We start from the raw sequence: 23,825 nt of genomic DNA, 5'->3' as shown, positions 1-23,825 counted from the left end.
TGACGGACGCGGCGGGCTCCCGCCTCAGAACGATGGAGTGGTCACGGCGCTTCATGAGGCGCACACTCGCGGAAATCGCGATTGGTGTCAACCTCAATCGCGTTTTTGTCTATCGTCCTCTCCAGATGCGTTGGGAATTAGGCGAATGACAACCGCGATCAAGCCGCCGACAACCCGACGACGCGTTCAGAAAAACGGAGAGCGGCTTATGCTGCGAAAGTGGGTCGTCGGGCAGATCGAGGCTCGGGGCATCCAGCAGAAGGAGCTAGCGGCGGCGATCGGCGTGAGCGCCGACACAATGAGCCGTATGCTCTCCGGCAAGCGAACGATCAAAGCCGAGGACCTGAGCCGCATAAGTGCTTTTTTCGGCGAGCAGCCGCCGTTGACAACCGCCCCGTCTGAGCGAAAAGTGTCCTACGTTAAAGTCTTGGGCGAAGTCGCGGCTGGGGCGTTCGTCGATATGCACTACGTGGATTTCGCAGAGTACACCATCCCATACCTTGCTGACCCACGGTGGAGTCCGGAGGCGGTGCGTGCACTAGTAGTGCGCGGCGAGAGTATAAACCGTCAAGCCAGAGATGGCGACCACGTCATAATGCTCGATATAGGCGAAGCTCCTCGCTCATTCAGAGCGGGGGACTGGGTCGTTGCCGAGCGTGTGAAGGGCGGGCTCAAGGAAACGACCGTTAAGCAGGTCCGCAAGGGTTCGGATGGCTCGTGGGAGCTGTGGCCAGATAGCGACGACCAGCGTTTCCAGGATCCTCTCATCGTCGAAGATGGCGAAGCCGATAGCGTGAAAGTGATCGGGTTCGTGTTGGACTTCATGCGCTCCGGTACGCGCTTTTAGGCCGATCGACAAAATCGCGATTGACCGCTTGACCTAATCGCGGAAATCGCGATTATAGGGCCATCCCAGCACGGATGGCCCCGATGCCGAACGTCCTTCACCCCCACCATCTCGACCAGTTCGCCGGCCGCCATCAGGGCGTGCGCCATAACTGCGAACAGGTCTCCATCCCCCGCCTGAGCCCGGCTGATTATCGCCGAATGCTCGGCATGGCGCCGGATCAGGTCCGCGCTCGCCAAGTAGCGAAGGCGAAGACCTACTTCAGCGCGACATGCCTCTTCATCGTCGCCGCGGCCGGCACCGTCTTTGTGCAGGCGTGGCTGTGATGCGCCCCATCTCCCGCCCCGCTCACTGGCCCCTCACCCCTGACGAGCAGGCTCAGAACGACGCTGAACATCAGCGCGGTCGTGAGTGCGGCTTCCTCATCGCACTCTGCCTCGCCCTTTCGCCAGTCGCTGTGCCGCTGGCGATCCAGGTCTTCCTTGCGATCCGGGGCCAGTGATGCGCTGGGCGCCCCGCATCCCCGACCCGTCCAAGCGCCGCGCCCCTAGCTCGGCCTTCGATCGCGCCACGCGGTCCACTGGCGCCCAAGCAGCCTTAGTGCTGCTGCCTGTCGCCAGCCCAGCCATTAACGCCGCCTGCGAGGCTGTGGTGGCCTCCGCTGAGCGTCACTGCGCTGCCATCCTGGCCGATCCGCTTGCCGACATCCGGCGCTGGTCTGCCGAAGCCCGTCAATCCCGCAATTCGAACGTCGAGGCGTGACCATGCACGCGCTGCTCTCTGTCGCTTCCAGCCTGGACGCTCTCCCGGCTTCCGATCCCTTCGGCGAGGCTGTCGGCGATTGCAGCCGCGGCATCACTGCCCTGATGCACGGTCGGACCCGCCTCGCTCATGCTGCCGAGCGGACGGCCTACCTCGCCCCGTCTCAGGCCGACAGCATCCGCGAGCTTCGCCGCCGGCTCCGCGAAGAAGACGTGAAGCTCAGTGCGATCCTCAGGATCCATGACCCTTTCGGCCTCGGCGAGCCTGTCGGCCTCGACATCCTGCAATCGCTCGCACCGGCTTCGGTGCGGCAGGCCGCGGAGTAGGGGCGTGATTGGCACCCTGCTCATTGCAGTCCCGGGCTACGGCATGGCCACCCTGTTTTTGCTGGCGTCCATCTCCGCACTCATCGACGGGGTGAACGCGCCTCCCAAATCTGCGCGGCGCGCCTATGAGAGGAGGGCGCTCTTCGGATGTGTCGCACTCGCGATCATCTTCGCCGCTGTCACCCGCTGGCTGCTCGGGGGCGCGCTGTGATCGGCGACGACGGCAACGCCCCCGACTACGAGCAGAACGGCCGTGAACTCGTCACCGCTGCTCAAGAAGCCCGCTCAGCATACGGCGAGACACTGAGCCCTGCTGATCGCTCAGCTTTCGCCCAATCGCTCCAGCAGATCATCGACGACACAGGCAAGTCTCAGACCGGAGATCGCGCCCCATGAGCGCCGACACCACCATTCGGGACATCCTTGCGAAGTACGATGAGGACGTGCGGTCTGCGACTTGGAAGGTGCAGAGCGCCACGGTCATCTATCACCGCGCCATCGAACGCATCGCCGCCAAGGCCGGCATCCGGTTTGACCCTCCGCAGATCCTTCGCGCTGAACGTGATGAGGCCGTGATCCTCGTCACCGGACGCCTTGGCGACATGACGGTCTGGTCGATCGGTGAGGCGATGGTCAACGTGAACTATCGCGTTTCTGGCAAGCAGGCGGCCTACGTCTGGGCGATGGCGGAGAAGAGGGCGGTTGACCGCGTCGTCCTTAAGCTCATCGGCCTGCACGGCATCGTCTATTCTGAGAACGAGGCCGATGAGTTCAAGCCAGGCCGCGCCGCCGCTGGCGCACCGGACGAAGACGAGGCCGCCAGCCGGTTTATCGCCGAGTGCTACAGCCGGATTGAAAAGGCTCATGAAGCTGGCAGCTTGATCCGCTGGTGGAACTCGGAGGAGCGCAAGCAGGCGTGCCGGGACTTCGACATCCGCCCTGACGAGATCGCGGCCATTAAAAGCCGGCTGATGGACCGCGTCAACGCGGTGAGCCCGAAGACTGAGGCCGCCGAATGACCCGGCAGCCATCCCTTTTCGAGCAGGCTGTCTTGCCGCTTTTCGAAGAGCATCGAGGCGATTGGCTAGCCCACGCTCGCAGGGTAGCTGCCGAACTCGGCAAAGATGGCCGATCGCTCACGATAGATGACGTTCGCGCGGTAGCGCCTCCGCCATCGCATATTGACCCGCGCGTCTGCGGCGCCGTCTTCACTCGCAATGAATGGGTGAAGGTCGGACATGCGAATAGCGGACGCTCAACTTGCCATCACAGGCCCGTGGCCGTGTTCAAGCGCCGAAAGGATGTCGAATGAGCGCCGTCCTCGCTTCATACGTCAAGATGAGCACACTCGTGGACGGCACGATGCGTATTGTCCTCGATGTCGAGCCTAGCGCTGCGGCTGATGCCTTCAGTCTTCTCGGCAGCCCTGGAACGTCCATCGCACTCGCAAGGATCACAAAAGAGGCTGCTACGGCGCACGATCGCCGGCAGCAAGAGACGGCTGAGCAGCGTTCAAACCACTCAGCCCAGGGAGAGGCCGATCGCCTTCGCGTCAGCGAGGGCAGCCGGCCGGCATCGGCCTCTCCCGCTTCTGAGCGCAAGCCTGTGTCTCTTGCCGGCAAGGTCGCGATGACGTGTGGCAGCCTGACGTTTCAGCATTGGCTAAAGCATTCTCGCCCAAGCCTATGGGACACCGCAGGCTACAATTGTGGACAGCGCGGCAAGCCGCTGACTGATGTTGAGGTCGCCGCCGAAGTCGTCCGCATCTTTTGCGGAGTTGAGAGCAGACGCGAGATCAGCGGCGATGCTTACGCTAATGATCGCTGGGGCTCTCTAACCGCTGAGTTCGAGATGTGGCAGAGGGATGCCGCGTGATGCAGTGGAGCCTCTGCCTCTGCCAGGGCCGCGCCATCTCGGCCCTCACCCCTATCAGCACCGGATCCCTTGAGTCCGTCATAGAGACGGCTGCCGAGCGGTATCGGGTCTTACAGGCCGCCGAGCATCCCGACGGGCGGATCTACGGCGGGCGATGGGAGCGCGATTACGAGGGGCGTCCAGTCAATTACGCGATCATCCCTGCGAGGATGGTGGCTGCGCACCTCAGGGGGCGTCGCTGATGGCCTTCGTAGACGTGGGCACTACCAAGCGCCGATCCATGAGCCGCGGCCGTGTGTTGCGCATCTGGGAGGCCGCAGGAGGTCGTTGCATCACCTGCGGGCTACCGATCGACGGCACGCGTGACCGCTGGTTCATCGAGCACCGCATCGCGCTTGAACTCGGCGGCCCTGACATCGACGAGAACTGCGGCCCCGCGCACTACGGCTGCAAGGCTGAGAAGGACGCAGCCGACCACGCCGCTGCCGGTCACGCTCGCCGGGCCAAGGCTCAGAACCTCGGCATCCCGAAGAACGGTGCGAAGAAGCTGCAAAGCCGAGGGTTCGACAAGGCCCCGCCGCAGCGCCGCGCTTCTGGCTACGTGAGAAAGGGCGTCTGATGATGATCTGCCGTCACTGCCAGTGGCCCGAGGTGCGGGTCATCGATAGCCGATCAACCGCAGAGACGGTCAAGAGGCGTCGTCGCTGTACCGACTGCGGATACACCTGGAACACCTACGAGGTGCCAGAGGGCGACTATGACGCTCTGACAGCTGTCTATGAGCTTCTTTCGTCTTCCGCTCTCCCTCTCTCAGGGGAGGTGAGGCGTGGGTGATCACTTCTCAAAGAGGCAGGGTGGGGCGATCTCGGAAGCCGACCTCTGCTCTTCCTTCGTCGCCGCGGCAACGAAGCATCGCCGGGACGAGCCTCAGTGGGTCGCCTACCCAGAGACCGCCGGGTTCGACATCCTGCTGGTCAGGGCGTCGGACGGTGTCCAGGTCGGTATCGAGGCGAAGCTGGCGCTCAACCCCCGTGTCGTCGCCCAGGTCCTGCCGCCGCGCATGTCTTGGTACGGAGATCACGAGGGACCCGACTACCGCGCCGTCCTGGTGCCGGCGGGGAAGTGCAACAGCGATGTCCGGGCGATCTGCGATGCCCTCGGCATCACCGTGATTGAGCACCACGGCGGCCCAGGCGAAGGCTATTACGATAAATGGGCTCGTGGCCCTGAGTTTAGCCCCGCCCTTCCGGTTGAGAGCTATTGGCGGCACGACATGCAGCTCTGGCACGAATGGTTGCCGCAGAAGCGCTGCGCACTGCCGGACTATGTGCCGGATGTGGCCGCAGGAGTCCCAGCACCGGTTAGCCTCACGGCGTGGAAGGTCAAGGCGATCAAGCTCCTGATCCTGGCTGGCGAGCGGCCGGTCACCCGTGCCGATTTCAAGCACCTTCAGCTTTCGCCGACGAGTTGGCTCTGCCCTGGCGGCTGGCTGGATCGCCGGTCCTCGAACGCCGGATCTCCGCCGGCAGCACCCGACGAACTTCGCGCAAATCGAGGCGGACAAGCCGAAGTGGGCGCCTGCTTCTCTTGAGCTTATCCCCTCCGCCTGACCCCGCTACGCCAGGAGAATAGAGCCGTGATCGAACAAGGCACTGTGTTTCGCATGAAGATTTTCTTCAAGTCCGGCAACAGCGTCATCATCGACGGCGTCACGGAATATGGTGCTCGGGCGGGCACTGACGGATCGCTGAACGGCGTGCGCATGAACCAGCAGGGCGCGCCGCATCAGACTTGGCTGGACATATACAGCCTCGACTTGAAATCGGTTGAGGCCATCGTGCGCCTGCCGGTTGAAGAGCCTTCCTCCCTCCCGACCCGGGAGGCCTGAGCATGATCGATCTCATTTCCCGCCAAGCAGCCCTTGAGGCAATTCAGAAGCTCCGGCACGCCGCTGCCTGCAACTTCTCGCCGGATCATAGCGGCGCGCTTGGCATAGCGCGGACCGACAGCTTTTATGCGGCCTACCAAGCTGTGAAGGAGTTGCCTACCGATACCGCAGGTATGGCCCAGGATGCTCCCCCTTCCTTGATAGAGGGGGAAAAGATCGACCACGAGTTCAAGTCGCACCCAGACGTGTTCTGGCCGGTGGCTCGTGGCGAGAAGACGTTCGAGTTCCGGAAGGATGATCGCGGCGGCTACCATGTCGGTCAGACTGTGCGTCTGCGCTGCTATGATCCCGCCCGCGGCTATCTGCCGGCACCGGCGCTTGATCGCCGCATCACCAACATCCTCAAGCCGGGCGAGTTCGGGCTTCAGGACGGCTACTGCATCCTGTCGCTGGCCCCGATCGCCGTAGGCGAGGCGCTATCCCCACCAACCCAGACAGAGATCCAGGTGGCGAGGGAAGCGGCCGAAGCCCTGTTCTACCTCACGCCCCATGCCGCTACTGCCGATGCAGCTTCGGTCATGCTTAACGCTGGCAAGATGCGGCAGGCGTCGGCAGCCATCTTCAAGCACATTCGGGATCTCCACACTCCCTCCCGTCAGGAGGAGGGGAGCCGGACTGAGGGGCGCCGCCCTGACGGGCACGGGCTGACCCTACGCGCTCTGCACGCCGCCAACATCGCCCGGCAGGCCGAATGGTGCCCCGATCAGGTGCCGGACCTGTCTTTCCGCGGCAACGAACTCGGCGGTGAGTGCGGCGAGGCGCAGAACGTCATTAAGAAGCTGGAGCGCGAACGCCAAGGCTGGCGCGGCTCCCGGGCAACCTTGGATGACCTGGCGCAGGAACTCGCCGATGTCGTGATCTGCGCCGACCTGTGCGCCATCACCGCCGGCATCGATCTCGATGCGGCTGTCGTCGCCAAGTTCAACGCCACGTCGGAGAAGCAAGGGCTCGCCACGATGCTGCCGAGGCCGGAGGCCGCGAGCCCGGTGGCCGAAGGCCAGGCGCCCGGCGGTTGGCAGTCGTTAGAGACGGCGCCGATGGACACCGAGGTCGAGGTCAGGACTGGCTTTATGACCTTCCGTGCCAAGCTCGTGCCGGAAGCTGGCATGACCGAGAATGAGCACGTCTGCGATCAGTGGCAGGCGACGCGCGAGGGAGAGCACCCGCCGTGCTGGTCTGAAGGCGCGTGCTGGTCCAGTAACGTCGACCACTGCCCAAGCATGCAGCCCGAGGCATGGCGTCCTCTCTCTCTCTCTCTCCCTCCCAGGAGAAGAGCGGGGGCCAGGATGCGTGATCTGGATGATTTTCTATTCATCGCAGGCATAGCCGGCGCAGTCCTGATCCTCGCCTCACTAGATAATTCGCTCATATTTTGGGTGGGAGTCGCACAGCTTTCCATCGGGGCGGTTGGACTGATGATCCTGCGCGCTTGGCAAGACTATCGCCGCCGCATCGCCCTCGCCAGAGAGGAGAACGATCGATGACCAACGTGCGCGTGATCGTGGCCGGGCCGGTAGGCTGCGGCAAGTCTGCAGTCCTCGGCGAGATTGAGATCGCCATGAAGGCCATCGGCGTCCCCGTGCGGTTCGCCGACGAGAAGGCTTTTCAGGCCGAGAAGCGCATGACCCGTGCGGACTGGGCGCGCGACCTCGACATGTACCAGCCAACCGTTGTGCTGGAAGAGCGCATCGAACCTGAGCGCTCGTTCCCTGAAGCAGCCGACGGCCGACCAGCCAGCGACGAGGAAGTGATGCTCTGGGCTGCCGGCTGTGACACGGAAACGGCTCGGTTCGTCGCCGGTCAGCTTCAGCGCCAGGGCGTCACGCTGGTTCGTGCTCCGCGGCAGGGAGGGCTCTGAGATGTCCTCTGACCGTACCAGTGCCCCTGTGTGTGGGGGAGATGAGAAGGGCGCGCCCTCCGGGACGGGCTCTCAGGCTTCGCCCGGGACCCCTGCGGGTTCCCGCCCGGAGGGTTTCGATCCCTCGCGCAGCTTCAGCGAGCGCCGCCTGAGAGGATCGGACACGGTCGCCTGGTACCACCCGGATGATGTGATCCCGATGGAGATCGTCATCATCTCTGGCGGTATCGGCTACCGAAAAGACGGGCGCTGGTACACGCTCACGGGCAAAGATGCGCCTGGGCTGCCAATCGAATGGCCGGTGACGGCCTGGACGCCGATGCTGTTTGCCCCCGATGACGGGCATCCCTGCCCGAACCGGTCGCTGTATGATGTCGGGCAATGCTGCGGCGGACATTGTTTCGGGGTTGATGGTCCGGACGACGAAGAGCCCGCGCCAGCCGATGGAAGCGGCGTCAGCCGGCAAGACCCGAAGGGGCTTGATCCGAAGGACGACAGCGCGGTCGACGCAGTCGAGGCGCCTGACCTAAAGTCCCTTCAAGATCAGATACAATCTCTCTCCACCGCCCTCGCGGAAAGCGAGCGCAGGGCGAAGGAGGCTATCAGCACCCTGAGCAAGGCTGCGGCTCCCCTTGCACGTATAGCCTCCAACTGGGACTGCATGCGTAGCGGCTCCCCTGGCACGTCCGACAACGTGACGGTGCCAGTCTATCTCGGTCAACTGCGCGCCCTTGATCGAGCCCTTTCATCCACCCCTACCCAGGAGACCTCCCGTGTCGAGGGCTGACGAGCTGCGCGCGTTGCTGGCGAGGGTGGAGGAGGCCGAGGGCGGCGACCTCATGCTTGAGGCCGATTTGCTGGCCTTGCTCGGCGGCCCTATCCACGATTGGCCCAAGCGGTGGCTTGGCCTTGGCTTTCACCCGACGTTGCGGGTGGACGAGGCGCGAGACCTTATCCGCCGTGTCCTGCCCGACTGGTGGGCATCCTCCGGACTGTGCTCCCTGACCGGCCACGCCAGCATCGGCCCCGACTACAACGGCCCGGCGGCCGAGCGGCTGAAGGCTGAATGGCCAGAGGAGCGCTTCCACGAAGGCTTCCATGCCGACCTGAAGCCTGGCGACGGGCCGCATCGTGAATGCCTCGCCCTGATCGCCGCCCTCCTGTCCGCCCTTCTCGCACGGGAGGCCGATCATGGGTAGTGAGCGCCCTTGGCTGTACTTCGGCTGCCACGGGCAAGCCGGGCACTTCCTGTGGCATGGGAACGGCCGGCAAGAGCGGACCTACAGGCATCCGCTTTCCCGCTTCGACGGCAGCCTCTGCTTCCCGTCTTCCGTCGGGGAGAGGGTGGCGGCCCTGACCCGGCTCGGCGCCCAGGGCTACTCCGCCCTCGCGTTCTGGGACTACAGCGTCGACAGCCGCGGCGGGTCGAACAGCATCATCTTCGCGCCCAGCCTCACCATCAGCGCCGCCCAGATGGTCGAGGGTGCCAAGGTGCATCTGTCGCTTTACGCGAAGCGCTGGCCGTCGATCGATGTCAGCCGCGCTGAGTACCCCACCCCGAGCCATCCGGAAGGGGAGCGGTGACGATGCTTTATCTCAGCAACGACCGCTTCCACGACGACACCAAGCCGGCGCACCCGGATGGCAAGCCCTGGCGGAAAGCGTGCGACGTGTGCGCTTTCCGCCGCAGCAATCCGCAGGGGCTTTCAGACGACGACTTCGACGATCTCATGCTTGAGCGCGATCTAGGCGGATTGGTTTTCCAGTGCGTTCATCGTGACGACGGCGGTTTTTCGCGCGAGTGCGCCTGCTGGGCGGCAATCAACAAGGGACGGGAGATCGCCCATGCCGAATAGCACCAAGGCAGGGCTGCGCGTCCTCGTCTGCGGCCTTGAGCAACCCGACCCGGAGATGATCGCTGCGGCTTGGGACGCCTGGCGCCCCCGGCACAACGGCAAGCTCGGCCCTGGGCCGGCATTCGTTGAAGCGATCACGGCCGCGAACCGGGTTCTCCTCTCCCGCGCCCGCGCCTCCGGCATCCCAGTCAACGAGGGAGGTGAACAGAATGCACAAGGTTAGAACCGTTCCGCTGACCGACGATCTCATGATCCGCATCGGGCGCCTGCGAAAGGCGATGGCCGCGGGCAACACGCCGCGCGAGGTCGCCTACGTGAAGAAGCGTCTCGCTGAAGCAGAAGCGAACGCCGCTGCCCTCTACGTGCTGTTCGGCGGCCGGATCGACCAAAGCGCGATAGACGAGGCGGTGTTCTGGAAGATGGAACTCGACGGGGCCTACCTGCGAGCAGCCGAGGCGGGCAAGCCATGAGCAGCCTCCCCGACTACGGCCGCGGCTACCGCGACGGCCTCCGCGCCGACGTGACCTGGCTCGCCGATCGCGCCCGCAGCATGAACGACCCTCACGCGCAGGCCGTGCTCAACAGCGCTGCGTTCAGCCTGGGCGTTGATGCCAGTCAGGGCAGGATCCCGAGCAAGGCCCGAGGCCGATCATCTGTGCGGGGCTAGCGAGGGAGGCGAGCGTGATTGAGCCCGGATTTGTGGATGGCAACGGTGTCACGGTGCGCCCTCCAGATGAGGTGCAGTGCCAGTTCGGAACCCGCCACGGAACCCTGGTGAGCGTCTTCCCGGACGGCGACGCCTACGTGCGCTTCTTCGACAACCCCGAGGGCGACGAGCTGGTGAAGTGGAAACATCTCTGCGGTGTGCCGGCCGAGCATCGGCGGGGAGGTGGCGATGTCGGGTGATGACTGGTGCGAAGTTTGCCGCTGGTGGGGCGCCGAGCGCGCCCACCAAGAAGACCGTCCGTGGGGCCGCTGCCGGCGAATGCCGCCGGTCTTCACGGTGCCGGGCGCTCTGACCACGCGAGGCTTCGAAACGGGCCTGCCGTCACAGCCGATGACGGTGTCCCGTGGCGAGTGGCCGTGGGTCGCGTTTGACGATTGGTGTGGAGGGTTCGAGCGCCGCCCCGCACCGGTCACCACACAAGGGGAGGGGTAGAGGATGACGATCGCAGAAGCTGAGAACCTTTTGGACCGCGCACGCGCAGCCCGCGATTACGACCGCCTCCTCTGCGAAGTCTCGGCGCTCACGTTCGAGATCGTCAAGGCCGTGGCGCACGGCAAGCGCGTCAGCAGGACCGAGGCAGCCGCGGTCGTTGCCTACGTCGAGCGGAACGACCCTCGCAAAGCCCTCCCCACCTCACAGTTGCCAACTGGCAACACTCAAGCCGAAAGGAGATAAAGCGTGAGTAGCGTGCCCATCACCGAGAACACGCCCCTATCGCTGAAGGTGCCCGCAGCGGCCAAGAAGCTCGACGTGAGCGAGCCGACAGTGTGGCGCATGATCCGTAGCGGCAAGCTACGCGCTGTGCGGATCGGGAGAAACACCGTCATCCCCTATGCTCAGCTTGTCGCCTTATTGGAAGGGGACGATTTGGGTGGTGCGCAGACATAGGCTCCCCAGTCGTTCATGAGCGCCCGTCGCTTACCGAGCGCATCACCTCTCCGATAGGCTCGCTCGGTAGCGCTGCCGACAAGGTGCGCCAGGGCTTCTTCGATAACCTCGCGGGGATGATCGGTCTCATCCGCGGCCCAGTCTCGGAACGATGAGCGAAAGCCGTGAGCCGTGATGTCCTCATGCTCGGCACGCTTCAGAAGCGCAGCGAACGCCATGTCACTCAGCACGTTACCGTTGCCGTTCGGGAAGACAAGCTGGTCGTCTGATGGCTCAGCCGGGCGGAGCGCCGACAGGATCGCGATAGCCTGCGGGCACAGTGGCACGCGATGCGGACGCTTTGCCTTCATCCGCTCCTTGGGGACCGTCCAAAGCGCCCCTGCTATGTCGATTTCGCCCCAGCGCATCCCCCGGATCTCCCCGGAGCGAGCCGCCGTCAGGATCAGAAGCTCAAGAGCCCTGGCGGTCGGGGCCTTCCGGGCGCGTAACATCTGCACGAAAGCGGGGACTGCCTTGAATGGCAGGGCTGCATGATGTCCCCGCACCAGTTTTCCAGGGCGCGGCAGCAAGACCTCAAGGTGCCCGCGCCAGCGCGCCGGGTTCTCGCCGGATCGATGGCCGGCGACCCGCGCCGCGTCGAGGATGCGTTCGAGGCGGCCTCGCAGGCGCTTGGCCGTCTCCGACTTCTCGTGCCAGAGCGGCCGAAGCACCTCCAGCACCGCTTCCGTATCAACGGCGCTGACCGGCATCAACCATACGTGCTTACCCTGCACCATGAGGGTCGTTCGCCACTGGGCACGGTGCTTCGGGTTGCGCCAGGATTTCTCCCGATCGGCCATGTATCCGTCTGCCACCTCTGCGAAGGTGATGACCTTCGGCGGCGGGGGCGCTTCTGGTGGAGCGCGGCGTTCCGCGATAGGGTCAACCCCACCAGCGACCTGCTGCCGCGCCTCGCTCGCCAATTCGCGCGCCCGAGCCAGAGGCACGGCGTTGACCGGCCCAAGGCCCATCTCTCGCCGCGTGCCGGCAAAGCGGAACAGAAAGACCCACCGCTTGGCCCCGCTCTTGTCCACAACGAGATAAAGGCCGCCGCCGTCAGCGTGCCGCCCGGGCTCGGAAAGCGTCTGCACCCTACGAGCAGACAGGCGGTTCACCTCTCGCGCCACGGCACCCTACCATCAGCCCCACCATTGCGATGAGACCATAGGACCGGACATGATCGGCTATCAACACCCCTCGGGCTGGGTTAGATCCGCATCTGGCGGATCTAACCCCTTGGTGTCAGCGAGCAAATCGCCGGTTCTGACACCGTATGATCGCTTAGGATCTTTTGCGATCGGATTGACTATTGGCGGAGAGGGAGGGATTCGAACCCCCGATGGACTTGCGCCCATGCCGCATTTCGAGTGCGGTGCATTCAACCGCTCTGCCACCTCTCCGCGGCGCGCCGTTGCCAGCGCAGGCGGGGCATTAGCATGGGTTCTCGCCGAACCACAAGCGGGATCGGCGAGAAATCGTGTGCCGGGCGCCGATCAGGCGACGGAGCGGCTGCCCGCCAGGCTGATGCGGCGCTGGCCGGGGTGACGGGCCTCGGCGGGGCGGGGCGCGGTGCGGGACTGGGCGAACAGGACCGCCCCGGCCGTTCCGGCCACCCGCACCAGATCGGTCTCGCTGCAGGCGGAGGCGACGCGCAAGCCCAGCGCGTGGAGGTGGCTCTTGCCATAGAGGTAGGCGGCCAGGCGGGCGCGGGTGCGCGACGGAATGTCGGCGAGGACGGTCTCCACCGCCTCGGCATCGCCGCGGTAGAGCGTGCCGAGCACGTCGAGGGAGACCGGGCAATCGTCGGGGGAAGGCGAGCGGGCCTGCGGCGCGGGCATGAGGGTCCTCGGAGGTTCTGGATTGCCCTCAGGGTCGCCCGGCGTGCTTAACAGCGGATTAACCGCAGCCACGAAATCCTCGGTTTCCAAGTCATCACGAGACCTGGTGCGCAGGGGCCACTGTCGTCGCGGAGGGCGGGCCTCCGCCCGGCTCCGCGGGGTGGTCCCGGGCGCAATGCAGCGGGTGTGAGATCCGGGTGAAACCTGAGACACCGCCCCGCGGGAGACTGCGGGCTGTTTGAAACCGCCCGCAGGGAACCGGAACTACACTCCGGCGTTATCCTGCCCCTCCAGCGTCCGCGGGGGGCCGGAGGCGGGCGTCACGGATGCTTGTGGATCGGGTCGACCCAGTACACCGCCTCGGGCCGCTCGACGGGCTCGATGTCGGTGATGTTGACCACCACCGCCTCGTTGTCGGACCGCACCAGCACGCATTCCAGCGCCTCGTCCGGAGAGGCGTTGATCTCCTGGTGCGGCACGAAGGGCGGCACGTAGATGAAGTCGCCGGGGCCCGCCTCGGCGACGAATTCGAGCCGCTCGCCCCAGCGCATCCGGGCACGGCCGCGCACCACGTAGATCACGCTCTCGAGGGCGCCGTGATGGTGCACGCCGGTCTTGGCGTCGGGCTCGATCGCCACGGTGCCGGCCCAGATCTTCTGCGCGCCGACCCGGGCGTGGTTGATCGCCGCCTGGCGGAACATGCCGGGGGTCTGGGCGGTATTGGGATCGAGCCTGTCGCCCGTGATCACGCGGACGCCGTCATGCTTCCAGCGCGACGTCTCGTCGGCGTGGTGATCGTGGGGGTGGTGATCGTGGGGGTGGGCGTGGTCGTGCGGCTCGTCCGTCATCGGCGCTCTCCGGAAAGGGTCAGGCCCGCATCCTGCGCCACGGCGTGGCGCCACGCCAGGGCAACCCCACCGCGCCGTGTTTGTTTTAAAGAACGAGCTTCGATCGCACGCGAGCCATTGGCGGAGTAACGGGCGGTGACGCAGCGATCGTCCTCTGGCAAAGCTCGGAACGGGAAGCTTCTTGTCTTTCAAACTGTTCCATAAAAAGAACATTCTCGTTGACAAGCAGGCGCTGCCGGCCGATGCTGTCCTGGCAGTCGGGGCTGGTTGCCGGCCCCGGCGCCGCGGTGATTTGAGGCTGATTGCGCCGCGAGACCAAACGCTAAAGCACCCCGGCGCCCGCGCGGCGCCGATGGGCCAACCCGGAGACAAACAAGCGATGCTGCCCTGCCGCATGCCCTTCGCCGGCCGTCCCGTTCCGGCCTCGCTCCTTCGCGCGCCCTGTCGCTGCGGCGGCCGCCGCGCCTGAGGCGCGCGCCGTCCGCCAGGGCCGCCAGAGGCCGGCCCGACTCTTGCTACCCCATGCCATGACGTGATTTCCGCGGCGCCCCGAGCGGCCGCGACCGGAGACATTCGCCCATGCAGCCTGCCCGCATCGTCGAGGTCGGCGAGACCTCCGCCGGCATCGTGGTTCCCGACCCCGACGGCTTCCGCTTCTTCTCCGCCCACCCGGACTTCCATACACTGGAGGGCCAGGTGTTCCGCAGCCCGCGCCACGCCACCCGGGCGGCGCAGGACCTGCACGCGCGTCGGCGCGGCCGCCGCCTCGCCGCCTGAGCGGACCGGAGACGCGAAAGGGCAGGGGCCGTCCCTCCGGGGGCGGCCCCTGCCCGTGTCGGGGGGCCTGATCAGCGGTTTCGGGCCAGCAGCAGGATCCAGCCGATCCCGATCGTCAGGACCAGGATGCCGATGGTGGCGAAGGCCGGGGTGCCGTGCTCCATCAGCCGCGGCGCGAGCTGGGTGGCGAAAGCCGCGACCACGAGGCCGACCGCGACCCGGGCGGCGGCCCGCTCGATGCCGCGGGTCAGCTTGTCCATGCCCTTCAGTTCGATCTCGACCGTGACCCGGCCCTGCTTGAGCCGCACCAGCATCAGGTGGATCAGCGTCGGCAGCTCGGAGGCGGCGCCGTAGAGGCCGGTCGCCAGTCCCTGGAACTTGCCCTTGATGTCCTTGACCGAGAACTGCGCCCGCATGTGACGGCTGACCGTCGGGCCGGCCGCCGCGAACAGGTCGAAGGCGGGGTCGAGCTGGCGCATCACGCCGTCCGCCGTGACCAGCCCCTTGAACAGGATCGCGAGGTCGGTCGGCATCGCGAGATCGTTCTCGCGCGCCATCGTCATGAAGTCGGTGAGCACGAGGCCGAGATTGAGCGTCGCGCCGTTGTGGCGGGTGACGAAGGATTGCGAGGCGGCCTCGAGCTTGGTGAGGTCCGGGTTGCTGGCACCGGTCCAGTCGAGCAGAACCGCCATCAGCCCGTCGGCATCCTCCTGCAGCATCGCGCCGATCAGCATCAGCAGCTGCGAGCGGCGGCGCTGCGACAGCCGGCCGACGATGCCGAAATCGATGAAGGCGATGCGGTTGCCCGGCATCGCCAGCAGGTTGCCCGGATGCGGGTCGGCGTGGAACAGGCCCTCGATCATCGCCATCTGCAGGAAGGCGTCGACCCCGCGCTGGGCCAGCACCTTGCGGTCGAGCCCGGCCTCCTCCAGGCGCTTGGTGTCCGTCGGCGGAATGCCGTGGATGAATTCCTGCACCAGCACCCGCTCGGAGGTGTATTCCCAATAGACCTTGGGGAAGACCACGTCCTCGCGGTCGGTGAACAGGGCCGCCAGCATCTCGCAGTTGCGGCCCTCGTTGGCGAGGTCGAGCTCCTCGCGCAGGCCGTTGGCGATGTGGCGCATCTGCTCGGTCGGCCGGTAGCGGGCCATCTCGGGCCACTCGGTCTCGACGATGCGCGACGCGTGCGACAGCAGCCGCAGGTCCGCCTCGATGATCTTCTGGAGGCCCGGGCGCCGGACCTTGACGATCACCTCCTCGCCGGTCTCGAGCCGGGCGCGGTAGACCTGGGCGATCGAGGCCGAGGCGATCGGGTTGGTGTCGAATTCCGAGAAGATCTCGGCCGGCGGGGCGCCGAGATCGGCCTCGAGCTGCGGCCGGATCACGTCCCAGGGCAGGGGCGCGACCTTGTCGTGCAGCTTGCCGAGTTCCTCGGTCCATTGCGGCGCCAGGAGGTCGGCGCGGCTCGCCAGCACCTGGCCGAGCTTGATGAAGGTCGGCCCCAGGGCCTCGATCGCGCGGCGCAGGCGCTCGGGCTGCGACAGACGCGCAAGGTCGACGGCGGGGGCGCTGCGCCAGGCGAGCCGCGGGATCGCCCGCAGGCCGAGGCGGTCGACGACCTTGTTGACCCCGAATCCGATCAGGATGCCGGCGATTTCCTGGAGGCGCTGGCGGTCGCGCGCCGCGACGATGGCGGTTTTCAGCATCTGCGCGTCGAATCTGCTCGGCTGGCATGGGTGGGGGGGCCGGCCGGGGCGGGCCGGGCGAGGGAATCGCCCGGGCCGGCGATGGGGATGGGCGCACGCATCGGCATCCTGGTACTCTCGACCCCGGTCCGTCCGGGCCGTCCCGCTCTCCGCGCGACGCGGTCATGCGCCTTCATGGAGCGCCAACCGGGCGGGAAAGGGGCGGCCGGCGAGGGCTGAACGGCGGTAGCGCATGACCCGGATCAGCACAATCGCATCCGGGGTCGCGGCTCCGGGGCTCCCGCGGGGCGCCCCCACGCGGAGAAGGCCGGCCCCGGGCTGCCCCGGGACCGGCCTTCTTCGGCCCTCGACGGTGGACGGTCGCGGCGGATTACATCCGGCCGCCGGCGCCCGCGCCGGCCTTGGCGCCGCCCTCGGGCATCGCCTTGTTGTCCATCGACTTGGCACCGCCCTCCTGGCCCGGACGGGCGCCGCGCTGGGTGCTGCCGGTGGTCTCGGGGCCGGGGCCGCGGCCGCCCATCTGGCGGTCGTTGGCCTGACGCTCGTTCATGCCGCGCTCGCCGGCGTTGCGGCCCGGCTGGTTGCCCGCCGCCTGCTCGGGCCGGGCGGTGTCGCGCTCACCCATCTCGCGGCGGTTCTTGCCGTCCTGCCTGGCCTCGCCCCGCGACAGGTCGCGGTTGCGCTCGCGGTCCGCCATCCCGTCGCGGCGGGACTCGCCGCGGCTCAGGCGATCCTCGCGGCGCTCGCTCGCGCGCACGTCCTCGCGGCTGCGGACGCTGCCGGTGACGCTGGTGCGCTCGCTCACCGACAGGCGGCGATATTCCGGCGACCCGATCAGGACGCGGCGGCCCGAGATCGTCACGTAGCGGTCGGCACCGGTGCGCTCGGACACGATCAGGCGACGGTATTCCGGCGAGCCGTAGATCACCCGCTGGCCGCGCACCACGACATAGCGGCGCGGACCGCTCTTCTCGCGGATCACGAGGCGGCGGTACTCGGGCGAGCCGACCCGCACCCGGCGGCCGGAGATCGTCACGTACTCGACCCGGCCGGGGCGCACGCGCTGCTCACGCTGCTCGACCACGACGAGGCGACGATACTCGGGCGAGCCGTAGAGCACCCGCTGGCCCGAGATCGTCACGTAGCGGCGGCCGCCGATGGTGGTGAACCGGTCCTCGCGGGCCTCGCTGCGGAAGCCGGCCCGGCCCTCGCGACGCTCGACGCGCTCGGCGCGCTCGTCCCGGCGGTCAAGCCGGCGGTCGCCCTCGCGGCGCTCGTCCATCGCCCGGCGGCCGTCCCGGTCGCCCTTGCGGTCGGCCATGTCCTTGCGATCGATATCCTTGCGGTCGGTCGGATCCTTCCGGTCGGCCGTGTCCTTGCGGTCCATCCCGCCGGCGCGCCCCTGCTCGGCCCCTTGGCGGCCCTGCTCGGCGCGCATCCCGGCTTGTCCGTCCGCCTTGCCGGCCTCGCCTCGGCCCACCTCGCCGCGGGCCTGCGCCCCGGCGGCAGCTCCCGCCTTGGGACCGGACTGGCTCATCTCGCCGCCGCGGCCAGGGGTCCCGCCCGACGCCGGGCTGCCAGCTGTCTGGGCGTAAGCCGAAGTGCTGAGGAGCAGCGCGGCCAGTCCAACTGTCACTCTGTTCATGGTCGTTCGCCTCCCTGCGCGCCGACACTTGGGGTGCCGGCGCCTCGAAGATGCTTCAAAACGCCGTCCTCAAATTATCGTTCCGAACTATTCAGACACACTTCGACGTGCCAGCGCGAGAAACCGTCAAGCTTGCGAATGAAGACTTGCTGCATCGCGGCCTGATGGGCCTGGGACATGGCGCGGACTGCACCCGCCGCCTCGCACGCGCCGCGCGACCGTGGTCTGCCGGAACTGTTTCCGCCGGGCCGACGTTCTCGGTGACCGTAGCCGTTTCGCGGGCCGGGCCGTCCGCGCGCCCGTCGGCGAGGGCATCGGAACCGGAGGTGATCGCGCAGGATGGTGGCGGAGCCGATGACGACGCAACCGGGCCGGGACTGGCTCGACCTCGCCAGCCCGCCGCCGGTCCCCCGGGAGGCACAATCCGGCCCCCGGGAGGTGAAACCCGGGGACCCACCGGCGCCGCCGCGCCTCTCCGCGGGTCGCACGCTCGCCGCCGAGCGCGTCGCGCTGCTCCGCGCCGGTGCCGCCCGGGCCGGCATCGCCGCGGCCGGGCGCCTCCAGCCCGTCCTGTCGGCCGCCGCCGCGCCCCTGCGCCGGCTCTCGCCCGCCTGGGAGCGGGCGACCGGACGCCTCGGCGCCCATCCGCTGGCGATCCGCGCCGGCGACGCGGCGCAGCGGGCCGGGGCGCTGCCCTGGGGCCGGGCCGTGCTGCTCGCGGCCTTGGGCGCCCTCGGCCTTGGCAGCCTGTTCCTGGTCTGGTGCGCCGCGACGCTGCCGCCGCTCGCCGGGCCGCAGACGCCGGTCTCGACCCTCACCGTTCAGGCGGAGGACGGCACGCCGGTCGCCCGCCGCGGCGGCGTGCAGGGGCATGCGCTGGCCCTCGACGCGGTGGCGCCGGTGATGCGCCAGGCCTTCGTCGCCGCGCAGGATCCCTGGTTCGAGGACCGCTATCGGCTCGACGTGTCGGGAATCGCCGCGGTGATCAACCAGGCGTTCCGCGACACGATCAGCGACGGCCCGCGGGCCGGCAGCCCGCGCCTGACCCAGCGCCTCGTGCGGCGCGACCTCATCGGAGCCGGGCCGGGTGAACCGCGCAGCCTCGCCGACCGGGTCCGCGAGGCGATGCTGGTGCTGTGGCTCCAGGCCCGCGAGGACCGCCCGCGCATCCTCGCGAGGGCGCTGAACCTCACCCGTTTCGGCCCCGGCCTCACCGGGATCGACGCCGCCGCGAGGGCGCTGTTCGGCAAGGAGGCCGCATCCTTGGGCACCGCCGAGGCGGCCGTCCTCGCCGGCCTGTCCCGCGCGCCCGACCTCCAGCCGGACCGCGACGTGCTGGCCGTGCGGGGGCTCGGCCGCGATGTCCTCGACGAGATGATGATGATGGGACGCCTCACCGCCGGGCAGGCGGCGGAGGCCGGGCGGGCCCTCGACGGGCTCAGCCCGCTCGGCACCACGCCGGTGACCCGCAGCGGCTTTCCCGACCTCGTGCTCGCCGAGGCCGCCGGCCGGCTCGGGCCCGGGACGCCCCGCGAGGCCGTGCTGCGCACCACCCTCGACCGCGCCGTGCAGACCCTGGCCGAGAAGGCGGTGGAGCGTCGCCTCGACGCCGCCGGCCGCGGCTCGGCGCGGGCCGGCCTCCTGATTCTCGGACCGGATGGCGGCGTGCAGGCGGTGATCGCCGGCGGCGCGCCGCTGGCCGACACGCCGGAGGCCCGCCGCGCCGCCTCGGCGAGCCTGCGCCATCTCGGCCGCGACGGGCGCCCGGTCTACGACCGCCTGGTCGCCGGAGCGATGCCGGCGGCGGAGCGGCGGACGGCTTTGCTCACGCTGCTCTCCGGCCTCGCCCGGCCGCCGGCAGGTGGCGACGACGAGGCGGGCCGGGATGGGCTGTTCGTCGGCCCTGTCGGCGACCTCCTGATCGGCACCTACGTCTCGGGCGGTGCAGCCGAGACCGGTGCCGGCGACGGGCCGGAGGCCTTGTTCCAGGATCTTGCGGCGGGCATCGCCAAGGCCCGCCCGGCGCCGGTCGCCGAGGCGCGCGAGACCGCCCGCGAGACCGGCAGCACGCCCCGGGCTGCGTCCCGCCCGGCCTGGCAGAACCCGGGCGAACGCCCCACCGCATCCCCGGCGCTCCGCGGCGTGCCGCGCGTGATCGATACCGGCCGCCTGCGTCTCGACGGTCAGGCGGTCCGCCTCGCCGGGGTCGAGGGGCAGGGCGGCGCGCTCGCCCGCGAGTTCCGCCAGTACCTGCGCCGGCGCGAGGTGACGTGCCAGCCGGCGGGCGGGGCGGACCTCTACCGCTGCCGCGCCGGCGACCAGGACCTGTCCGAGGTGGTGCTGTTCAACGGCGCCGGACGGGCTGCGCCGGGCGCCCCGCCCGAGTTGCAGGCCGCGGAGGCGAACGCGAAGGCGCGCAAGGCGGGGATGTGGCAGTGATGACCGCGTCCGAGGCGTGTGCCGACCGTCCCGACGGTTCGAACGCGCGCCTGAGCGACCCTGCCACCGGTCGCCCCGCCCTCACACCCCCAGATACGCCGCCGTCACCTCCGGATTGCGGGCGATCTCCGCCGCCTGGCCCTGCAAGCGGATCCGGCCGGTCTCCAGCACGTAGGCGTAATCGGCGATGGCCAAGGCCGCGCTGGCATTCTGCTCGACGAGCAGGATGGTGCGGCCCTCCGCCCGCAGGGTGGCGATGATCGCGAAGATCTCGTCGACGATCAGCGGCGCGAGACCCATCGAGGGCTCGTCGAGGAGGAGCAGGACCGGCTCTGCCATCAGCGCCCGGCCCATCGCCAGCATCTGCTGCTCGCCGCCCGAGAGATAGCCGGCCTGCTGGCGCAGCCGCTCGGCAAGCCGCGGGAAACGCGCCTCGACCGCCGCTTGCCGCCGCGCGGCCTCGGGGCCCGGGACGTGGTAGGCGCCGAGGCGCAGGTTCTCGGCCACCGTCATGTTGGCGAAGACCTGGCGGCCCTCCGGCACCTGCACGATGCCGCGCCGGGCGATGCGGTGGGCCGCTTCGCCGGCGATGTCGACCGGATCCGCGTCGCCGAACAGGACCTTGCCGGCCCGCGGCTTCATCAGGCCCGACAGGCTGCGCAGGATCGTGGTCTTGCCGGCGCCGTTCGAGCCGATCAGCGACACGATGCTGCCGCGCCGGACCGTCAGGCCGATGCCGTGGACCACGTCGGCCCGGCCGTAGCCGAGGCGCAGGCCTTCGACGGCCAGGAGTTCGGCGGAACCTCGCTCGCTCACGACACCGCTCCCCGGCTGACGCTGACCTCGTGGCTGCCGGTGCCGAGATAGGCCTCGATCACCGCCGGGTGGGCGCGCACCTCCGCCGGCGTGCCGTCGGCGATCCGGCGGCCGAAATTCAGGACCGTCAGGCGGTCGCACAGGCTCATCACCAGGGGCATGTCGTGCTCGACGAGCAGCAGGGTCAGGCCGCGCTCGTCGCGCAGGCGGCGTAGGAGACCCAGCAGGGCGTGGGTCTCGGCCGGGTTCATGCCGGCGGCGGGCTCGTCGAGGAGGACGAGGCGCGGCTCGCAGGCGAGCGCCCGTGCGATCTCGAGGCGGCGCTGGTCGCCGTAGGGCAGGTCGCCGGCGCGAGTCTCGGCCGCCTCGGACAGGCCGACGAAGGCGAGCAGGTCGCGGGCCTTGGCCTTGGCCTGGCGCTCCTCGGCGCGGAAGCGTGAGCCGCGCAGCAGGATGCCCCAGGTGGACGAGAGCCGGGTGTGCAGGCCGGTCATCACGTTCTCCAGCACCGTCATCTCGGAGAAGATGCGGATGTTCTGGAACGTGCGGGCGAGGCCGAGCGCCGTGCGCCGGTAGGGCGCCAGCCCGTCGAGGGGCTGGTCGCCGAGGCGCACGCTGCCGGCGCTGGGCTCCAGCACTCCGGAGACGAGGTTGAACAGGGTGGTCTTGCCGGCACCGTTCGGGCCGATCAGGCCGTGGACGGTGCCGGGCTGGACGGTGAAGTCGACAGCATCGACGGCGACGAGCCCCTGGAAGCGGCGCGTCAGCCCTTGGACGGTGAGAAGAGCCATGATCGTCAGCCGGTCCGGGCGATGCGCCAGGGCAGGATGCCCCGCGGCATGAAGAGGACGGCGAGCACGATGATCAGGCCGTTCACCATCAGGCGGAAATCGGCGAGCGGCCGCAGCACCTCCGGCAGCAGGGTCAGGATGGTCGAGCCGAGAACCGGCGCCAGCGGCGAGCCGATGCCGCCCAACAGCGCGTAGCTCAGGATCGTCACCGCGGCCTCGAAGCCGTACTCGTTCGGGCCGATGAACGACGAGACGTGGGCCGACAGGCAACCCGCCACCCCGGCCATCGCCGAGGAGACGACGAGCGCCACCAGCCGATAGCGCGGCAGGTTCACCCCCATCACGCCGGCCGCGGCCTCGTCCTCGCGCATCGCCTCCATGGCCCGGCCGACGCGGGAGCGCGCCACCAGGGTCAGGCCGACGAGCAGCACCGCGAGCGTGCCGTAGATCGCCGCGATGCCGCCGCGCTCCGGGATGTTCGAGAGGCCGAGCGCCCCGCCGGCATAGTCCCAGTTCAGGAACACGATGCGGGTGATCTCGCCGAGCCCGATCGTCGCGATGGCGAGGTAGACGCCGGTCAGCCGGAGCGTCGGCCCGCCGACGACCAGCGCCAGCAGGGCCGGCACCAGGGCGGCGGCGACCATCGAGACGCCGAACGGCACGCCGAACTTCACGGTCAGCAGCGCGCCGGTATAGGCGCCGACGCCCATGAAGGCGGCCTGGCCGAGCGAGAGCTGGCCCACCGCCAGCACCACGTAGACCGAGAGGGCCAGGATGCCGTTCACGCCGATCGCGTGGATCAGGCTCTGGTAGGTCCAGTAGAAGTCGTCGAGAGCTTCCCACATGGTCTTCAGGCCCGCTTGGCGGCGGCGCGGCCGAACAGGCCGAGCGGACGGAACCACAGGGTGGCGACGAGGAGCGCGAAGGCGATCATGTCCTTGAGGGTCGAGGAGAGGTAGGCGGCGGTGAGCACCTCGGCGAGGCCGAGCAGCAAGCCGGCCAGCAGGGCGCCACGCAGGTCGCCGAGCCCGCCGACGATGATGACGGCAAAGCCCCGCAGCATCATGTGCTCGCCCATGAAGGGCTGGATGGCGTTGAAGTTGAGCCCGACGAGCACGCCGGCCGCGCCGCCGATGGCGCCGGACAGGAACGAGACCACCCGCAGCATCAGCGCGCCGTTGATGCCCATCAGGGCGGCGGCGTCCGGGTTCTCGGCCACCGCCCGGATGGCGAGGCCGATCCGCGAGCCGCGCACCAGCGCCAGCAGCGCCAGCATCAGCACGATCGCGGCGGCGAGAATGAGGATCTGGGTCGTGCCGACCCGCACGTCGCCGAGGCTGTAGGCGCCGCCGGAGAACACGTCGGCGGGAAAGCGCCGGATCTCGGTGCCGAGCGACGCCGCCATGCCGGCATAGAGGAAGAGGGTCGCCCCGAGCGTCACCATCAGCGAGGCGAGCTCCGGCGCCTTCGCCTTGCGCAGGCGGGTCAGGAGCAGCGTGTCGAGGACGATCGCGATCAGCCCGGCGATCAGCGCGCCGACCGGGAGCGCGGCCCAGATCGGCAGCCCCAGGCTCTGCGTGCTCCAGAGCGCCGCGAAGGCCCCGAGGGCGAAGTAGACGCCGTAGGTGAGGTTGATGACGCCCATCACCCCGAACATCAGCGTGAAGCCGATGGCGAAGAGGGCATAGGTCGCGCCGAGCACGACGCCGTTGACGAGCTGCTGCTCAAGCATGGTGGGGGCTTGGGAGTGGGGGCGCGCCCGGCGCCCGCGGCTTTCGGCCGGCGGGCCGAACGGGATGACGAGGCTGCGACGTGGCCGATATTACGCGGCGGGTCAAT

Annotated in this window: 34 protein-coding genes and 1 tRNA gene; 25 read left to right on the top strand and 10 right to left on the bottom strand. The window is 68.5% G+C overall.

Annotated features, from left to right (window positions below):
• The first annotated feature begins 145 nt into the window (after nt 1–145).
• From FF100_RS04685 to FF100_RS38580, 23 genes are all read left to right on the top strand, one after another.
• On the top strand, nt 146–847 hold the full coding sequence (locus FF100_RS04685; protein WP_246101925.1) for a LexA family protein: 702 nt from the start codon (nt 146–148) through the stop codon (nt 845–847).
• An 83-nt stretch (nt 848–930) separates the two neighbouring features.
• Nucleotides 931–1,173, top strand: coding sequence for a hypothetical protein (locus FF100_RS04680; protein ID WP_139034419.1), 243 nt, complete (start codon nt 931–933; stop codon nt 1,171–1,173).
• 438 nt (nt 1,174–1,611) lie between these two features.
• Nucleotides 1,612–1,935 carry a hypothetical protein gene (locus FF100_RS04675; RefSeq protein ID WP_139034418.1) on the top strand — a complete coding sequence of 108 codons (324 nt, stop codon included), beginning with the start codon at nt 1,612–1,614 and terminating at the stop codon, nt 1,933–1,935.
• A gap of 4 nt (nt 1,936–1,939) precedes the next feature.
• Nucleotides 1,940–2,146, top strand: a complete 207-nt coding sequence (locus tag FF100_RS04670) for a hypothetical protein (protein WP_139034417.1) — start codon at nt 1,940–1,942, stop codon at nt 2,144–2,146.
• Nucleotides 2,143–2,331, top strand: coding sequence for a hypothetical protein (locus tag FF100_RS04665; protein ID WP_139034416.1), 189 nt, complete (start codon nt 2,143–2,145; stop codon nt 2,329–2,331). Before FF100_RS04670 ends, FF100_RS04665 begins: the two co-directional genes overlap by 4 nt.
• The gene (locus FF100_RS04660; protein ID WP_139034415.1) at nt 2,328–2,954 is read left to right on the top strand and encodes a trna delta -isopentenylpyrophosphate transferase; all 627 of its coding nucleotides are present in this window, start codon (nt 2,328–2,330) and stop codon (nt 2,952–2,954) included. Before FF100_RS04665 ends, FF100_RS04660 begins: the two co-directional genes overlap by 4 nt.
• Before the next feature lie 289 nt (nt 2,955–3,243).
• Nucleotides 3,244–3,810: a hypothetical protein gene (locus FF100_RS04655; RefSeq protein WP_139034414.1), complete on the top strand. Its 567-nt coding sequence runs from the start codon at nt 3,244–3,246 to the stop codon at nt 3,808–3,810.
• Nucleotides 3,811–4,051: 241 nt separating this feature from the next.
• Nucleotides 4,052–4,429, top strand: coding sequence for an HNH endonuclease (locus FF100_RS04650; protein WP_139034413.1), 378 nt, complete (start codon nt 4,052–4,054; stop codon nt 4,427–4,429).
• Nucleotides 4,429–4,644 (top strand): NrdR family transcriptional regulator, encoded by a 216-nt coding sequence (locus tag FF100_RS38585; RefSeq protein WP_425463279.1) that lies wholly within the window; start codon nt 4,429–4,431, stop codon nt 4,642–4,644. The genes FF100_RS04650 and FF100_RS38585 overlap by 1 nt, the downstream gene beginning before the upstream one ends.
• Entirely contained in the window at nt 4,637–5,401 is a 765-nt protein-coding gene (locus tag FF100_RS04645) for a hypothetical protein (protein WP_139034412.1), read from the top strand. Before FF100_RS38585 ends, FF100_RS04645 begins: the two co-directional genes overlap by 8 nt.
• 45 nt (nt 5,402–5,446) lie before the next feature.
• On the top strand, nt 5,447–5,698 hold the full coding sequence (locus tag FF100_RS04640; RefSeq protein ID WP_139034411.1) for a hypothetical protein: 252 nt from the start codon (nt 5,447–5,449) through the stop codon (nt 5,696–5,698).
• A gap of 2 nt (nt 5,699–5,700) precedes the next feature.
• On the top strand, nt 5,701–7,242 hold the full coding sequence (locus FF100_RS04635) for a DUF3850 domain-containing protein (RefSeq protein WP_139034410.1): 1,542 nt from the start codon (nt 5,701–5,703) through the stop codon (nt 7,240–7,242).
• Entirely contained in the window at nt 7,239–7,616 is a 378-nt protein-coding gene (locus tag FF100_RS04630; protein ID WP_139034409.1) for a hypothetical protein, read from the top strand. Before FF100_RS04635 ends, FF100_RS04630 begins: the two co-directional genes overlap by 4 nt.
• A gap of 199 nt (nt 7,617–7,815) precedes the next feature.
• Nucleotides 7,816–8,403, top strand: coding sequence for a hypothetical protein (locus FF100_RS04625; protein ID WP_139034408.1), 588 nt, complete (start codon nt 7,816–7,818; stop codon nt 8,401–8,403).
• Entirely contained in the window at nt 8,390–8,815 is a 426-nt protein-coding gene (locus tag FF100_RS04620; RefSeq protein WP_139034407.1) for a hypothetical protein, read from the top strand. Before FF100_RS04625 ends, FF100_RS04620 begins: the two co-directional genes overlap by 14 nt.
• On the top strand, nt 8,808–9,200 hold the full coding sequence (locus FF100_RS04615) for a hypothetical protein (protein ID WP_139034406.1): 393 nt from the start codon (nt 8,808–8,810) through the stop codon (nt 9,198–9,200). Before FF100_RS04620 ends, FF100_RS04615 begins: the two co-directional genes overlap by 8 nt.
• 2 nt (nt 9,201–9,202) lie before the next feature.
• Nucleotides 9,203–9,472: a hypothetical protein gene (locus tag FF100_RS04610; RefSeq protein WP_139034405.1), complete on the top strand. Its 270-nt coding sequence runs from the start codon at nt 9,203–9,205 to the stop codon at nt 9,470–9,472.
• Nucleotides 9,462–9,695 (top strand): hypothetical protein, encoded by a 234-nt coding sequence (locus FF100_RS04605; RefSeq protein WP_139034404.1) that lies wholly within the window; start codon nt 9,462–9,464, stop codon nt 9,693–9,695. Before FF100_RS04610 ends, FF100_RS04605 begins: the two co-directional genes overlap by 11 nt.
• Nucleotides 9,682–9,942: a hypothetical protein gene (locus FF100_RS04600; RefSeq protein ID WP_139034403.1), complete on the top strand. Its 261-nt coding sequence runs from the start codon at nt 9,682–9,684 to the stop codon at nt 9,940–9,942. Before FF100_RS04605 ends, FF100_RS04600 begins: the two co-directional genes overlap by 14 nt.
• Complete coding sequence (locus tag FF100_RS04595; protein ID WP_139034402.1) at nt 9,939–10,139, top strand: translation initiation factor IF-1; 201 nt, start codon at nt 9,939–9,941, stop codon at nt 10,137–10,139. Before FF100_RS04600 ends, FF100_RS04595 begins: the two co-directional genes overlap by 4 nt.
• Before the next feature lie 14 nt (nt 10,140–10,153).
• Nucleotides 10,154–10,378, top strand: coding sequence for a hypothetical protein (locus FF100_RS04590; protein ID WP_139034401.1), 225 nt, complete (start codon nt 10,154–10,156; stop codon nt 10,376–10,378).
• A 256-nt stretch (nt 10,379–10,634) separates the two neighbouring features.
• Nucleotides 10,635–10,874, top strand: a complete 240-nt coding sequence (locus FF100_RS04585) for a hypothetical protein (RefSeq protein ID WP_139034400.1) — start codon at nt 10,635–10,637, stop codon at nt 10,872–10,874.
• Nucleotides 10,875–10,973: 99 nt separating this feature from the next.
• Complete coding sequence (locus tag FF100_RS38580; RefSeq protein ID WP_425463286.1) at nt 10,974–11,087, top strand: hypothetical protein; 114 nt, start codon at nt 10,974–10,976, stop codon at nt 11,085–11,087.
• Here the strand turns inward: FF100_RS38580 and FF100_RS04575 are convergent.
• The 4 genes from FF100_RS04575 to FF100_RS04560 form a co-directional block, all read right to left on the bottom strand.
• Nucleotides 11,036–12,241 carry a tyrosine-type recombinase/integrase gene (locus FF100_RS04575; protein ID WP_246101924.1) on the bottom strand — a complete coding sequence of 402 codons (1,206 nt, stop codon included), beginning with the start codon at nt 12,239–12,241 and terminating at the stop codon, nt 11,036–11,038. The two genes, FF100_RS38580 and FF100_RS04575, sit on opposite strands and share 52 nt — an antisense overlap.
• A 195-nt stretch (nt 12,242–12,436) precedes the next feature.
• A tRNA-Ser gene (locus FF100_RS04570) sits at nt 12,437–12,526 on the bottom strand.
• A gap of 93 nt (nt 12,527–12,619) precedes the next feature.
• Nucleotides 12,620–12,964: a hypothetical protein gene (locus FF100_RS04565; protein ID WP_139034398.1), complete on the bottom strand. Its 345-nt coding sequence runs from the start codon at nt 12,962–12,964 to the stop codon at nt 12,620–12,622.
• A 320-nt stretch (nt 12,965–13,284) separates the two neighbouring features.
• Nucleotides 13,285–13,812: a cupin domain-containing protein gene (locus FF100_RS04560; RefSeq protein WP_139034397.1), complete on the bottom strand. Its 528-nt coding sequence runs from the start codon at nt 13,810–13,812 to the stop codon at nt 13,285–13,287.
• Nucleotides 13,813–14,391: 579 nt separating this feature from the next.
• Between FF100_RS04560 and FF100_RS04555 the strand changes: the two genes are divergently transcribed.
• Complete coding sequence (locus tag FF100_RS04555; protein WP_139034396.1) at nt 14,392–14,589, top strand: hypothetical protein; 198 nt, start codon at nt 14,392–14,394, stop codon at nt 14,587–14,589.
• A 71-nt stretch (nt 14,590–14,660) separates the two neighbouring features.
• Here the strand turns inward: FF100_RS04555 and FF100_RS04550 are convergent, their stop codons facing one another.
• Both FF100_RS04550 and FF100_RS04545 read right to left on the bottom strand, forming a co-directional pair.
• Complete coding sequence (locus FF100_RS04550) at nt 14,661–16,295, bottom strand: ABC1 kinase family protein (protein WP_139034395.1); 1,635 nt, start codon at nt 16,293–16,295, stop codon at nt 14,661–14,663.
• 370 nt (nt 16,296–16,665) lie between these two features.
• Complete coding sequence (locus tag FF100_RS04545; protein ID WP_205824765.1) at nt 16,666–17,940, bottom strand: hypothetical protein; 1,275 nt, start codon at nt 17,938–17,940, stop codon at nt 16,666–16,668.
• 354 nt (nt 17,941–18,294) lie between these two features.
• Between FF100_RS04545 and FF100_RS04540 the strand changes: the two genes are divergently transcribed.
• Entirely contained in the window at nt 18,295–20,379 is a 2,085-nt protein-coding gene (locus FF100_RS04540; RefSeq protein ID WP_246101923.1) for a transglycosylase domain-containing protein, read from the top strand.
• Nucleotides 20,380–20,460: 81 nt separating this feature from the next.
• Here the strand turns inward: FF100_RS04540 and FF100_RS04535 are convergent, their stop codons facing one another.
• The 4 genes from FF100_RS04535 to FF100_RS04520 are packed head-to-tail and all read right to left on the bottom strand — an operon-like array spanning nt 20,461 to nt 23,718.
• A complete protein-coding gene (locus FF100_RS04535) occupies nt 20,461–21,195 on the bottom strand; it encodes an ABC transporter ATP-binding protein (protein WP_139034393.1) in 735 nt (244 codons plus the stop codon).
• Nucleotides 21,192–21,986 carry an ABC transporter ATP-binding protein gene (locus FF100_RS04530; protein WP_139034392.1) on the bottom strand — a complete coding sequence of 265 codons (795 nt, stop codon included), beginning with the start codon at nt 21,984–21,986 and terminating at the stop codon, nt 21,192–21,194. The genes FF100_RS04535 and FF100_RS04530 overlap by 4 nt, the downstream gene beginning before the upstream one ends.
• A gap of 5 nt (nt 21,987–21,991) precedes the next feature.
• Entirely contained in the window at nt 21,992–22,831 is an 840-nt protein-coding gene (locus FF100_RS04525; protein ID WP_139034391.1) for a branched-chain amino acid ABC transporter permease, read from the bottom strand.
• A 5-nt stretch (nt 22,832–22,836) separates the two neighbouring features.
• Nucleotides 22,837–23,718 carry a branched-chain amino acid ABC transporter permease gene (locus FF100_RS04520; RefSeq protein ID WP_139034390.1) on the bottom strand — a complete coding sequence of 294 codons (882 nt, stop codon included), beginning with the start codon at nt 23,716–23,718 and terminating at the stop codon, nt 22,837–22,839.
• Between the last annotated feature and the right edge of the window lie 107 nt (nt 23,719–23,825).

The sequence above is a fragment of the Methylobacterium terricola genome (assembly GCF_006151805.1).
GTDB lineage: Bacteria > Pseudomonadota > Alphaproteobacteria > Rhizobiales > Beijerinckiaceae > Methylobacterium > Methylobacterium terricola.
This window is presented reverse-complemented; position numbering and strand designations above follow the sequence as displayed.

Coding starts and splice junctions, on each gene's coding strand:
- FF100_RS38585 (WP_425463279.1), top strand. CDS start 4,429: ATGATGATCTGCCGTCACTGCCAGTGGCCCGAGGTGCGGGTCATCGAT.
- FF100_RS04610 (WP_139034405.1), top strand. CDS start 9,203: ATGCTTTATCTCAGCAACGACCGCTTCCACGACGACACCAAGCCGGCG.
- FF100_RS04605 (WP_139034404.1), top strand. CDS start 9,462: ATGCCGAATAGCACCAAGGCAGGGCTGCGCGTCCTCGTCTGCGGCCTT.
- FF100_RS04650 (WP_139034413.1), top strand. CDS start 4,052: ATGGCCTTCGTAGACGTGGGCACTACCAAGCGCCGATCCATGAGCCGC.
- FF100_RS04540 (WP_246101923.1), top strand. CDS start 18,295: ATGACGACGCAACCGGGCCGGGACTGGCTCGACCTCGCCAGCCCGCCG.
- FF100_RS04560 (WP_139034397.1), bottom strand. CDS start 13,812: ATGACGGACGAGCCGCACGACCACGCCCACCCCCACGATCACCACCCC.
- FF100_RS04545 (WP_205824765.1), bottom strand. CDS start 17,940: ATGAACAGAGTGACAGTTGGACTGGCCGCGCTGCTCCTCAGCACTTCG.
- FF100_RS04525 (WP_139034391.1), bottom strand. CDS start 22,831: ATGTGGGAAGCTCTCGACGACTTCTACTGGACCTACCAGAGCCTGATC.
- FF100_RS04550 (WP_139034395.1), bottom strand. CDS start 16,295: ATGCTGAAAACCGCCATCGTCGCGGCGCGCGACCGCCAGCGCCTCCAG.
- FF100_RS38580 (WP_425463286.1), top strand. CDS start 10,974: ATGATCCGTAGCGGCAAGCTACGCGCTGTGCGGATCGGGAGAAACACC.
- FF100_RS04625 (WP_139034408.1), top strand. CDS start 7,816: ATGGAGATCGTCATCATCTCTGGCGGTATCGGCTACCGAAAAGACGGG.
- FF100_RS04660 (WP_139034415.1), top strand. CDS start 2,328: ATGAGCGCCGACACCACCATTCGGGACATCCTTGCGAAGTACGATGAG.
- FF100_RS04655 (WP_139034414.1), top strand. CDS start 3,244: ATGAGCGCCGTCCTCGCTTCATACGTCAAGATGAGCACACTCGTGGAC.
- FF100_RS04615 (WP_139034406.1), top strand. CDS start 8,808: ATGGGTAGTGAGCGCCCTTGGCTGTACTTCGGCTGCCACGGGCAAGCC.
- FF100_RS04595 (WP_139034402.1), top strand. CDS start 9,939: ATGAGCAGCCTCCCCGACTACGGCCGCGGCTACCGCGACGGCCTCCGC.
- FF100_RS04685 (WP_246101925.1), top strand. CDS start 146: ATGACAACCGCGATCAAGCCGCCGACAACCCGACGACGCGTTCAGAAA.
- FF100_RS04585 (WP_139034400.1), top strand. CDS start 10,635: ATGACGATCGCAGAAGCTGAGAACCTTTTGGACCGCGCACGCGCAGCC.
- FF100_RS04630 (WP_139034409.1), top strand. CDS start 7,239: ATGACCAACGTGCGCGTGATCGTGGCCGGGCCGGTAGGCTGCGGCAAG.
- FF100_RS04600 (WP_139034403.1), top strand. CDS start 9,682: ATGCACAAGGTTAGAACCGTTCCGCTGACCGACGATCTCATGATCCGC.
- FF100_RS04520 (WP_139034390.1), bottom strand. CDS start 23,718: ATGCTTGAGCAGCAGCTCGTCAACGGCGTCGTGCTCGGCGCGACCTAT.
- FF100_RS04565 (WP_139034398.1), bottom strand. CDS start 12,964: ATGCCCGCGCCGCAGGCCCGCTCGCCTTCCCCCGACGATTGCCCGGTC.
- FF100_RS04675 (WP_139034418.1), top strand. CDS start 1,612: ATGCACGCGCTGCTCTCTGTCGCTTCCAGCCTGGACGCTCTCCCGGCT.
- FF100_RS04635 (WP_139034410.1), top strand. CDS start 5,701: ATGATCGATCTCATTTCCCGCCAAGCAGCCCTTGAGGCAATTCAGAAG.
- FF100_RS04680 (WP_139034419.1), top strand. CDS start 931: ATGCCGAACGTCCTTCACCCCCACCATCTCGACCAGTTCGCCGGCCGC.
- FF100_RS04555 (WP_139034396.1), top strand. CDS start 14,392: ATGCAGCCTGCCCGCATCGTCGAGGTCGGCGAGACCTCCGCCGGCATC.
- FF100_RS04530 (WP_139034392.1), bottom strand. CDS start 21,986: ATGGCTCTTCTCACCGTCCAAGGGCTGACGCGCCGCTTCCAGGGGCTC.